The following is a 9,096-nucleotide window of genomic DNA, read 5'->3' on the forward strand; positions in this document are numbered from 1 at the left end:
TGCGGGGGAGGGTTGTGGGCCGGTTTCGGCTATGCTAAAAATCTCCCCAGGACGACCAGAAAGGATACGGGCATGGATGCTCAGTCATGGAATCGGCACGGGATGTGCCGCTGGCTTTTCTTCTTCGCGATCGCCGCGTGCATCGCTTCCCCGTTCTTCACGACCGTGGCGAAGGCCAACGAGTCCGGTGTCACGTGGCTGTTCGAACAGCAGGGGCACGATGGCCGAATCGCGGCCCCGGCGGACGAAACCACGGCCCCGCACGCCAGCCTTGAGGCACTCCGCGCGCTGCGCCCCGTAACGGATCAGGCGGATGCATGGGTGCAGCTGCGGCAGTTTGTCGAACAGGCCTCGGGTGCAGGAATTCCGGATGTCCCGCGCCGGCTGATCGCCCTGAGCCTTGCGGGCGAATCCGATCCCGAAGGTCTCGCGAAACTGCGCCGCCACCAGAATCCGGACGGCGGATTCGGCGCCGAACCCGGCCAGCAGAGCAGTGTCCTCGACACGCTCGACGCACTGGACGCCCTCGCAGCCGCCGGAGTCAACGATTTCGACGTGCTTCAGCCAGCCATCGCCTTCGTGGCTGCGCGCCAGCGTACCGACGGTGGCTTCGCCGCAGCGGCAGAAAGTCCGTCCTCTGTCTATCTGACGGCCCGAACTGTGGCCGGCCTGCAGCGGTATCGAATCGAGTATGGGTTGTCGGGAGTGCTGCAGGCAGCGGTTGATTTCCTCGCGGCCCGGGAGAGCGATCGGGGCTGGGGGCAAACCTGGCAGAACGCGCAGGCGCTGCTGGCGCTCCTGCCGAGCACGGCGGACACCGGCCGCCACGCGGTCGCTGTGGATGCCCTGCGAGCGGCACAGGGGGACGATGGTTCCTGGGACGGAAGTGTCTATGCCACTGCGCTCGCATTGCGCGCGCTGGGCCTGGCGGCAGCGGAAGACTCTTCGTCTTCGCCCAGCTCGGCCACGCTCCTCGGGCAGGTGATCGACAGCCGCCACGGCGTCGTCGTGTCGGGAGGCACCGTGACCGCGCACGGGAGCGGGGCTGGGGACTGGATGACCACGACCGGCCCCGATGGACGTTTCGTGCTGCAGGATCTGGAACCGGGGCCGTACACACTGGCGTTCAGTGCAACGGGCTTCCAGACGTTAATGCGGAACGTCGAACTGGAGGCCGACCAGCGCTCCGACCTCGGAGCGGTTGTCCTCGATATGGAGCCGGAAAACGCCCTCGTAACCGGAAGGGTTGCGGATGCCGTGACTGGCGCAGGGATTGCGGCAACCGTCGCCTTGCAGGGCTCCGGGATCGTGACCGCGAGCACCGGAATGGACGGACATTTCGCACTCCCGGTTCCAGCGGGCGCCGTCGAACTGTCGGTGACGGCCACCGATTACGAACCGGTCCATGCCGCCGCCTGGGTCGAACCGGGCGACCGGCTGCTGTTTTCGCCGGTCATGAGCCGGAGCGGCAGCACGGAAACAGAACCCTCGGTCATCCTGAACGGGCGACTCCTGGATGCGGAAACGGGGTTTGCGATCCCCGGCGCGGTGGTCCGGGTGGTCGGCACCGATGTGATGACATTGTCCGGCGTCGATGGATCCTTCCGGTTGACCCTTGCGGCTGCGGGTCAGATTCGCGTTGAGTTGCTGCACTCCGGGTATCAGCCGATCACGTTCACCTTGTTGACCACCGCCGGGACGGATGTGGATTTGGGCCACTGGTACCTCCTTCCGGATCCCCGCTCGAGTACGACCCTTCTGGGACTGGTGACGGACCGGGAATCCGGGGCGCCGGTGCCGGGTGCCCGGGTCAGCGCAGGGCCGCGAGTCGCGTATGCCGATCCCGATGGTCACTTTCGCATCGACGGGATCGAGGACCTGGCATTCGAGGTCGTCGCGGACGCCATCGGCTACCGGACCCTCACAGGCAGCCTCGTCCTGCAGCAACACGGGTGGACCCGGCTGGACGTCTCTCTGGAACCAACGGGCATCGGTGGCATCCGGGTCGTCGAGGTTGTCGAACACCAGGACCAGTATGGCGCGTTCGAAGAAGCGCGTTTCACCGTGGGGGTCGAGAACCGCGGCGAGCACGAGATGCCACTGGTTCTTGTGGCCAGCGCCCAGGGTGTGGCGAACGACTTCCGGGAAGACTTCGTGGTTCCGGTTCCCGGTGGTGGCCGCGACGCAACCTTTGTCCTGGCTCCCGGCGAGCAGGTCCTGCGCACAGTCTCGTGGTTCACCGGGAACGTTCCGCCTGGTCTGTACCGGATGGTGGTGCAGGTTTGGACAGGGGACCGGGTCACGGTCCTGTCGGAGGGCGTCGGGGCCGTGGCAATCGCCGAGACGGCACGTATCGGTGCGTTTGCTGTGCAGCCGGAACCCCGGGAACTCGTGCGTGGTGTCTCCACCGAGGTGGAGCTGGTGGCCACGATGAATAACGCCTCGAACGTGCAGACGATCCTGGATTTCGACGTCATCGTCCGCAGCCCTTCCGGACAACCGATCCATCAACAACGCGTGCAACTGGAGGCCGAGCCGCTCCCTGGACTCCAGGAATTTTCTCTCACCCGTTTCTCCCATGATTTCGACTTGGCTGGAGCGTACCCCATCGAGATCCTGGGGCTAACGGGCGCAACGGTAGAGGCCCTGGACGTCCGCGGTATCGATGTCGCGCCGAATATCCGCGTGCAGGGAACGCACGGCCTGGATCCCGGGCAGATCCTGCCCCGGGAGGACGCCGGGATTACGGTCAGACTCAGGATCGAAGGCATGGAGGATGCCCAATGACAGGGATCGTTTACCGATGGGCCGTCCTCGTGACGCTCGCAATCAGCCTGTTTTCGCAGGCGCATGCAGGCACCTTTGACAACGGTATTCCGGAGGGCTGGATCTGCGAGGGTTCCTGCGGCACCGGGGTCGTCGATGGCGTGGTGACCCTCGCTCCTTCCGGGGGCGAGCAATACGGTTGGGTCGCGACGACCGGCAGTCCGCTGCGTTCCCTGGGCCTGCCCGGGATTGGCGGCACCAATGGCTCGCGGCTGCGCTCCCCGATGTTTTCCGCCGGGGCCGGCGAGCCCCTCGAATTCCAGTTCAATTACGTCACGTCGGACGGTGCCGGATTCGCGGATTATGCTTGGGCGCGGCTGTTGGACGCATCCATGGAACCCGTTGCCCTGCTATTCACCGCGCGTACGCGTTCAAGCGGGAACATCGTCCCGGGTTTCGGGATGCCAGAGATCGGCGCCGATATCACGCCGGAGACGGTCAACATCATCGGGGGCGGGCCCCGATGGTCGCCTCTGGGCGGCGACTCGGGTCGCTGTTACGCAAGCGGCTGCGGTTACACGGATTGGGTGAGCTCCCGGTACGTGATCCCGGAGACGGGTGAGTATGTACTGGAGCTGGGTGTCGTCAACTGGTCCGACACGGCCTTCCAAAGCGGGCTTGCCTTCGATGGGGTGATGGTGGGTGGCAAGCCCATCGGTGCCGAACCCGAATATCGCGATCTCCGCGTGACCGCCCGTCTGGTCAATGCCGGCGTCGTCATCGAACCGGGATCCTTTGCGGTCGAGCCGGTGAGGATGGAGAGTGCGGGCGAGGCGACCGAAATCGAGTGGTTCTTCCCGAACTTTGTCCTCGGCGCCTTCGAAGATCTCGATTTCCAGGTCGGGATCACGGACCCCGAGCCGGGCGAAAACCGTGCTGTCGTTGACGAGGTCGTGATCAGCTATCTCGATCGTCTGGGACAGGCGCATCGGCAGACGCTCGGTCCACTGCATGTCGAGGTCCTGCAGTCGTTCTACCTCCTGGAACTGGCGACAGACCGGATCAGCTACGCGGTCGGAGAGCCGGTCGCGGTCACGCTGGAGGTGAAGAATCGGGGATCTGCAGCCAGCACCCCCGTGATCGGATGGGAAATCCGCGACGCCTCAGGGTACCCGGTATCGACCCTGCCCGCCCCTGAGGAACTGGGGTTCGAGCCGGGTGAGACGAGAGTGCTGACCGTCGAGGCTTTCGACACGGCCGGGCTCTACGCAGGGGATTACACCGTGGTCGCGCAGCTTCGGGATCCCCTCACGTCAGCAACGACCGAGGCGCGAGCGGATTTTCGGCTGGCGATTCCCTCCGGCAGTGGTCTTGCGGCCGCCGTCGCCGCGGATCGGCCTGCTTACGATCCCTACGAGACCGTCACACTGACGGGCAGGATCGAGAACACGGCGTCGGGTCTGCAGGTCAGCGGGCATCAGGCCAGCCTGAGCGTCATCGACCCGGAAGGCGCAGAGATCTGGCGGGAGGAGGTGGCTCCGGGTGTCCTCCTGCCGGGCGCGCATCAGGACGTCGTCCGTCCGTTTGCTCTCGGGCTTGCAGTCCCCGGGCACTATCGAGTCCTTCTCGTCGTTCGCGACGCGGAAGATCTCCTCGCCACAACCGCCGAAACCGGCTTCCAGGTCCTGGCCACGAGCGAGACCGGCGCCGGTCTCTGGGGCGGGATATCGATCTCCCCAGAACCGGCACTGCGTAGCGAGACGTTATACCTGGAGGCGGAGATCACCAATGACGGGAATTCCAGCCTGCATGGGCTGCCCGCGACCCTGTCCCTGATCGACCCAGGTGCCGGCCGGGAACTCGCCAGTTGGTCTCACACGCTGGATCTGGAACAAGAGGAGACGCGTTTCCTTACGGCGGACTGGAGCATCGACGCTCCCGCGGGGACCACGCTGGTGGCGGTGTTGCGCGCCGAGATCCAGGGCGAACTGCGGATTCTTGCCAGTGCATCGATACGGGTGGAGGACCGCTTCGTCTCCACTCCGAGCGTCGAAGGCCGTGGTCGACTACTGGTGCTCCTGGATCCTCCCGGGCATCAAGAATGCCTGGCGGTCGAGCAGTTGGAACTGGGTCTGCCGGCGCTGACTTCACTGGGCTACGGAGATCTGCTGCAGGTGGACCTGTACGACGGTAGTGGACAACTCCTGGACTCGGAGTCGCTCCGAGGCGGCGATCTGCTGCCGTCCGACCTGAGTCAGGGCGCGGGGCCGAACCTGATCCTGCAGGGCCTTTCCACGCAGGGCATGGCCATTGGCATTGATTTCCGGGGTGGGAGTGCCCTCCGGACGGATCGGCTTCAGCTGATCGCCACCTTCCATCGGGACGGATTTGTCCGTCAGTTCACGTCCGGAACGGTGCCGGTCGGGTGTGCGGAGATGCCCGAATCCGGAGATGTGCTGGGCGACTTCAGGGTGCGGGATGCGGCTATCGTGGCCGAGGGTCCAAGCCTGCTCCGACGCGCATTTCTCGAGGCCTTTCTGGACGCGGAGGGTTGGTCCTACACCGTCGTCACCCAGGCTCATGCCTTCGCCCACGAACTGCGCACCGGGGGGTACGCCAGCTTCCTCCTGTTGGCCGAACGGGTAAAGCTCGACAACCAGGTGAGCCGGGAATTGCGGGAGGCTGTCTTCGCGGGCCGGGGTATCGTGCAGGCGGCGGCGCGCGATCACCGCAACCACCATCTGCTCGAGGTCTTCGGAGCCGAATTTCTGGGGCGTGATCCGCATGCGGTGGGTATCCGACCGGTGCTTCCCAGTCCCATCGAGGTCCCGGATGATGCCCTCTCCCCGGAGGCAAGGGCGGTGATGCTGCGCCCGCACGGTGGCTCGGTGATCGGGGAATATCGAATCGATGGCGGGCAGACCCAGGATACCGCGGCCATGACGGTACACGACTTCGGTCTGGGCCGCAGCCTGCTGGCCGGCTTCGACCTGCAGGCCGCGGCCAAGGCCTCGGGAGCATCCGGGGGTTTCGCAGCCCTGCTGCGCGACGCCCTGGAATACACCCGACCCAATCCGGTGATGCAACGTCCCGGTATGGCGGTTCCCGTGCGCTGGGTGCTGGCCAACCGTGGCGATGCCGGATCGGTTCGTCTGGATCTTGCGGTGATCGGAGGGACCATCGCCGACCCCGGGTCCGCCAACGCGGAAGGCCCGCGACACATCTCGTACGAGATTGACCTGCCAGCAGGTGGGCACCGGGAATTGCTGTTCTGGTGGAGGTTGCCGATGGACCCCGACGCAGCCCGGATCATGGCCACTTTGTATCTTCGTGAAGGAACCCAGCTGTATCTCCATGACGTGGATTTCCATGATCTGACCATCGAAGTCCTTCCTGGATTCGAAGAAGTGCGTGCATTGATCGAGCCGAGGCTGATCTTCGACGATGACTACCGTCTTGTCGTCGAGAAAGTCGAGTCCGCGAGGCTGAAATACCTGGGCGGAGACGCCAACCGGGCGGTTTTCCGGCTGCTCAAGGCAGCGGACCGGTTGGCAGGGATTGATGAGCCGGATGCGGCGGTCATTCGGGAGGCCCTGGCGTGGCTGATCCACGCCCTGGCCAGGGAGGTCGGGGCTGAATAACGGCCCCAACACAAACAAGAATCACGAGTCGACAAGGATGTGTACTCATGAGGACAGGGATTACCCTTTTTCCGCTGTTGCGGGACAGTCTGTTCAGCCGGGTCGTGGCGAGCATCTTGATCATCGCCTTGATCCTTCTCACCTCGGAGCCCCTGGCTGCCGCGCTCAGCGAGCCACCGCAGACGTCCGAAGAGCATGTCGGGACAACCCATTCTGCCGGCGAACTTCTATCGGGCAAGCTTCGCGAGGCGAGGGGAGTTCTCGGGGCCGCTGATGCGAGGCTTCGCCGCGGCGAGTCCATTGCCGAGGAGCGCCGGGAGCTCGCCGCCCTGCGTAAACACGCGACCGAACTGAACACCCATGTGATGGCGGATTTTGCCGCCATCGATGACATGCTCCGGGAGCGCGGGGTTTCGGCCAGAATACTCGACCGCCATCAGGAAGCCGTCTCGCTCTACCAGCAGGAGATGCAGGCCGTGCTCGAGGATCTGGCGATCATCGAGGCGGCGGGTGACGATGAACCCGTTGCGCTACCGATCGAGCGCGTCCACCAGCGACTGTCCGAACGCCAGTTGCAAGCAAGTCAGCAGCCTTTCGATCCGAACGAACTACCGCATGAGGCGCAGCAGCCCAGGCAAGACAACCTGCCAAGGATCGACAGGGAAAGTTTTATCGGAGCAGGGCTCTTAGATACGCCGCTGATGCATCTGGCTGCGCTCGACGGGTTCATTCTGGATGGCTTGCCGGGTGCAGAGGATCCTCGTTATCTTGCGGAAACGGACGAGGTGCGACTCTCTGCCGCGATTCGCGCCAGGGCTGCGGAACTGGCCCACGATCCTGTCGCCGTCTATCACTGGGTGCGCAATCACATCGAGTGGGTTCCCACTTGGGGCGCCGTCCAGAATGCCGATCTGACGCTATCGGCACGCCGGGGCAACGCCATGGATGTCGCCAGCCTGCTGCTGGCACTGTTACGTGCCTCCGGCGTTCCAGCCCGCTACGTGCATGGAACGATCGAGGTGCCGGCGGAGGCCTTCCGCAACTGGGCCGGCGGCTTCGAACGGATCGAGGAGGCCATGAACTATGCCGCCTCGGGCGGAATCCCCGTCACCGGGCTCATCCAGGGTGGGCGGATCACCCACGTGCGGATGGAACACGTCTGGGTCGAGGCGGCCATCGACTTCCTGCCATCGCGCGGTGCCGTGATGCGCGAGGCGGACACCTGGCTTCCGCTCGATGCCAGTTACAAGCAGTATGAGTTTGTTCCTGGGCTCGATGTGTCTCTGATCACCGGACTCGAAGGCGATGGGCTGCTGCTGGACCTGTTGGCCACGGGCACCGTCAACGAGGCCGAAGGATGGATCCAGGGGCTGGATGCCGCGGGGGTGCTGGCCGCGCAACGCGAAGCCGAGGAACGTCTGGCTGCACACGTCGAGCAGTTGGAGGCCCCGACAGCTGCGGACGTCATCGGCGGCAGCAAGGTGGTTCTGCGCGAGGCGCAGGTGCTGCCCTCCGGACTGCCCTACCAGCGGGCGATCGAGGGCGCCAGGTACGCCGCGTTGCCCACAGCATTGCAACCGCGCATTACTCTTGGACTCGGTGCGGACATCCTGGGACAGCCCCTGCACCAGGTCGCATTTCCCTGGGCGAGCCTTAACAACCGAAAGGTGACCCTCTCGTTCCGCCCCGCGACCGAGGACGATCAGGCGGCGCTCGAGGCATTGCTGCCCGAGGGCGATATCGAGGACCCAAGCCAGCTGCCCTCCAGCATCCCGGCGTACCTCATCAACGTGATACCCGAATTGAAGGTCGATGGCGAGACGGTGCTGGTTGCCCCTCCCATGCCGCTGGGCGAAGAGCTTGCGGTGTCCTATAGCGTGACCGATCCGGTCCATGGCACCCGGCACTATCCGAACAAGGTGGTTGCAGGTTCCTACCTGGCATTGGGCGTGATCGGCGGAGGCGTGGCGGCGGGCGGTATCGAGACCGCAGAGGATCGCCTGCGCGAGACCGTCCGGATCCTGAGCACCGGTGACCAGGGCCTGCTCGGAAGCCTGACGCGCGAGGACCTCCTGGGAGATCTCTTTCATGCTGGCCTTTTGAGTTACTTCGGGCAGTATCAGGCCTTGGGCACTCTCAAGGCGCGAAGCCAGGATTCCCATTTCCAGCTGACCACCTCGGCCGGCACCTTCGGTTATGTGCCCACGGTCACATACCTTTTCGGGATCCCGCGCTCGATCACGGCCGGTGGGGTCGTGATGGATCTCGACCGCGTGGCACACATCGCCAGTACAGATGGCCAGGGGCAGGAGGTGAGCGCGGCGCTGAACTTTCAGCTCGGCGCGTTAGCCTCCGGCCTGGAACATGCCGTGCCCGAGCAGATGTTCATCGCCGAGGATGGGACGGGGGAAGGAGTCTCCGCGGTCCGGGCCCTCCAGAAGGCAGTCGCCATGGGCCAGCGCGTCTACCACATCACCCCGGCGAACCAGGCTGACGCGCTCCCCCACATCCGGCAGAATGTACTGACCATGAACGAAATCCGCGCCTCCCTCGCCGTCGGGCGGGAGGTGATCGTTCATACCGACCCGATCAGCGTTCCCGGCTGGCAGGGCGCCGGCTACATCATCTTCGACCCCCAAACGGGTGCAGGTGCATGGAAGATCGCCGGCGGCGCGAATGGGGGGTTTTT

Annotated in this window: 3 protein-coding genes; all 3 read left to right on the forward strand. The window is 64.9% G+C overall.

All coding sequences use genetic code 11. From position 1 onward, the window contains the following. Nucleotides 1–72 precede the first annotated feature (72 nt). The gene (locus EA346_RS01995) at nucleotides 73–2,787 is read left to right on the forward strand and encodes a carboxypeptidase regulatory-like domain-containing protein (protein ID WP_296754987.1); all 2,715 of its coding nucleotides are present in this window, start codon (nucleotides 73–75) and stop codon (nucleotides 2,785–2,787) included. Continuing rightward, complete coding sequence (locus EA346_RS02000) at nucleotides 2,784–6,407, forward strand: NF038132 family protein (RefSeq protein WP_296754989.1); 3,624 nt, start codon at nucleotides 2,784–2,786, stop codon at nucleotides 6,405–6,407. Before EA346_RS01995 ends, EA346_RS02000 begins: the two co-directional genes overlap by 4 nt. 47 nt (nucleotides 6,408–6,454) lie before the next feature. Then, a partial coding sequence (locus EA346_RS02005) for a transglutaminase family protein (protein ID WP_296754990.1) occupies nucleotides 6,455–9,096 on the forward strand: 2,642 nt, incomplete at its 3' end.

Origin of the sequence: Thioalkalivibrio sp. (assembly GCF_007692535.1) — a bacterium.
Classification (GTDB): Bacteria; Pseudomonadota; Gammaproteobacteria; order Ectothiorhodospirales; family Ectothiorhodospiraceae; genus Thioalkalivibrio.